Annotated in this window: 2 protein-coding genes; one reads left to right on the forward strand and one right to left on the reverse strand. The window is 71.2% G+C overall.

The window, feature by feature from the left end; genetic code table 11:
* A partial coding sequence (locus tag IY392_RS13975) for a YgcG family protein (RefSeq protein ID WP_194861538.1) occupies window positions 1-1,498 on the reverse strand: 1,498 nt, incomplete at its 3' end.
* A gap of 68 nt (window positions 1,499-1,566) precedes the next feature.
* On the opposite strand from IY392_RS13975, the gene dnaG reads away from it, so the two are divergent.
* Window positions 1,567-2,826, forward strand: a 1,260-nt coding sequence (dnaG, locus tag IY392_RS13980; protein ID WP_194861539.1) for a DNA primase, incomplete at its 3' end; no start/stop codon positions are given.

The following is a 2,826-nucleotide window of genomic DNA, read 5'->3' on the forward strand; positions in this document are numbered from 1 at the left end:
GTTCGGAGAAGACGCCCAGTGGATCGGTCTCCCCGTCGCGGCGGGCCCGCTCGAGGGCGTCGCGGGCGGCGGAGGCCGCATTGGTCAGGTTCTGACCGCTCCGGCCCAGGTCCGGGGACCGCAGGAGCCGGGCGGCCTGCCCCAGTTCCTCGTCGACCTCGTCGATCAGAGCGCCGAGGTCGCGGCGGGCGGCAGCGATGTCGTCGGCCGCGTGATCCACGCCGTCGAGGAGTTTCTCGGCGCGCGCGAGCTCCTCCTCGGCGGAGCCGATGGCGTCGACGGCCTCGGCCTGTTCGCCCACGGGTCGGGCCAGGGCCGTGCGGGCGCGTGAGGTCTCGGCCTCGGCGGCGTCGAGCAGCTCCTGCGCGATCGTCAGGTTGTCGTCGATCGAGGCGAGCACGGCGGCGGGGAACCGGGACCGCAGGTCCTCCATCGACTTCTCCGCCTCGGGGATGCGGGCGCGCAGGGTCACCGCGCGCCGGGTGAGGGAGTCGACCGAGGCGGCGCCGTTGATCAGCACGTCACGCATCTCGGCGAACGCCGTCGCCTGGCCTTCGAGTTCGCGCTCGGCGCGTTCGGCCCGGGCGGCCACCTCGAGGAGCATCGCCCGGCGCTGGTCGGAGCTCTCGGGGATGTCGTCGTCGAGCCGCTGGATCAGGGAGTGCGCGGCCGCGACCTCGCTCCGGGCGGAGTCGAGGGCTGCCCGGAACGGGCGGGTCCGGAGCTCACCGAACTCCCCGGCGGCGGTCGCGAGCGCCGTCGTGGAGGTGTCCACGGCCTGGTCGGCCTCGACCAGGCCGGCGCGGGCGCGGGAGTCGAGGACGTCCACCGGCAGCGCGGACAGCCGGGCGGTGTCATCTCCGGGTATCTCGCGGGCGGACTCGGCCTGACGGGCCGTTCGGGTCGCCCGGCGCCGCCGGCTGACCAGCAGTACCGCGGCCACCACGATGACGATCAGCGCGATGAGTCCGAGCAGAGCGGCGCCGGAGAGCCCGGAGCCCGATCCCTGGCGTTCGAGCCCGTCGGCGGCACCGATCGCCGCACCGGCCCAGTCGTCCTCCGCGAGTCGCGGCTCGATGTCCCTGTCGGCGATCCGCTGATCCGCACGCGGGTCGGTGGACTCGAACCAGTATCCGCGGTCACCGACCGCCACCGCGAGCAGCACGTCGGAGGCCCCCAGGTCGGACAGCCGGGCCGTCTCCTGTGCCCACAACTGCGCGGGCACCCCGTCGAAGCTGTCGACGTAGACCACCCAGAGTTGGAGGTTGTCGGTCGACCGGAGCTCCGCGAGACGGTCCTCCACGGCGGTCGTCTGCGCGCCCAGCACTCCTGCGGAATCCGTGACCTGCTGCTGCAGCCGGGACGGCGGTTCGGCCGAGGCCGACGGCGTCGCCCACCCGACGAGACCGACGAGGAGGGCCACCAGGAACGCGAAGGCCGCCACCGTGCGGGACCCTGGGTTCCGTATGGCGTGGGCGCGGGGCAGGGGTGCGATCATGCGGCCAGCGTATCGGCCTGTCGCGGGGGCCACGCCGGTCTCCCGTCCGGACGGTTACTCTGGGCGGCATGGCAGGGCGGATTCCGGAGCAGGACATCGCCGCGATCCGCGAACGCACTCGCATCGAGGAGATCGTCGGCGAATACGTCGCGCTCAAACCAGGCGGGGCGGACTCCATGAAGGGACTGTCCCCGTTCAAGGACGAGAAGACGCCCTCGTTCCACGTCCGGCCCCAGCACGGCTACTTCCACTGCTTCTCGACCGGTGAGGGCGGCGACGTGTTCGCCTTCCTCATGAAGATGGAGCACATCAGCTTCGTCGAGGCCGTGGAGCAGCTCGCGGACAGGATCGGGTACCGCATCTCGTACGAGGGCGGCGGACAGGTGATCCAGCGTGACCGCGGGACCCGGTCGAGGTTGGTCCAGGCCAACGCCGCTGCGCAGCAGTTCTACGCCGAGCGTCTCCGCGAGGACGCGGAGGCCGAGACCGCCCGGGCGTTCCTGCTCGACCGCGGCTTCGACCTCTCCCACGCCGAGACGTTCGGGTGTGGGTACGCGCCGGCGGGCTGGGACACGATGAGCAAGCATCTGATGCGGCAGGGGTTCGAGCCCAAGGAGCTGGAATCGGCGGGCCTGTCCAAGACCAGTTCGCGGGGGACGCTCATCGACCGCTTCCACCGTCGCCTGTTGTGGCCGATCCGCAATCTCGCGGGGGAGGTGATCGGCTTCGGCGCGCGCAAGCTCTTCGAGGACGACACGCTGGGCAAGTACATGAACACTCCGGAGACGATGCTCTACAGGAAGTCCCAGGTGTTGTTCGGCCTGGACCTGGCCAAGCGGGACATCGCCTCCCAGCGCCGCGCGGTGGTGGTGGAGGGATATACGGATGTCATGGCGATGCACGCGGCGGGCGTGACCACCGCCGTCGCCGCGTGTGGCACCGCGTTCGGCGAGGACCACCTGTCCACGCTCCGGCGGTTGATGCTGGACGACAACTACTTCCGCGGCGAGATCATCTACACCTTCGACGGGGACGAGGCCGGCAAGAAGGCCGCGATGCGGGCGTTCTCCGGTGACCAGCAGTTCTCCGGTCGCACCTTCGTCGCGGTGGCGCCCGCCGGCCAGGACCCGTGTGACCTGAGGCAGAACAAGGGTGACGCGGCAGTGCGGGACCTCATCTCCACCCGGGTGCCGATGTTCGAGTTCGCCATCCGCTCGATGCTCGGGGAGTACGACCTCGACCACGCGGAGGGCCGGGTCGAGGCGCTGCGCCGGACGGTTCCGGTGGTCGCCGACATCCGCGACTCGGCCCTGCGGGACGAGTACGCC

The sequence above is a fragment of the Dietzia sp. SYD-A1 genome (assembly GCF_015356725.1).
Classification (GTDB): domain Bacteria; phylum Actinomycetota; class Actinomycetes; order Mycobacteriales; family Mycobacteriaceae; genus Dietzia.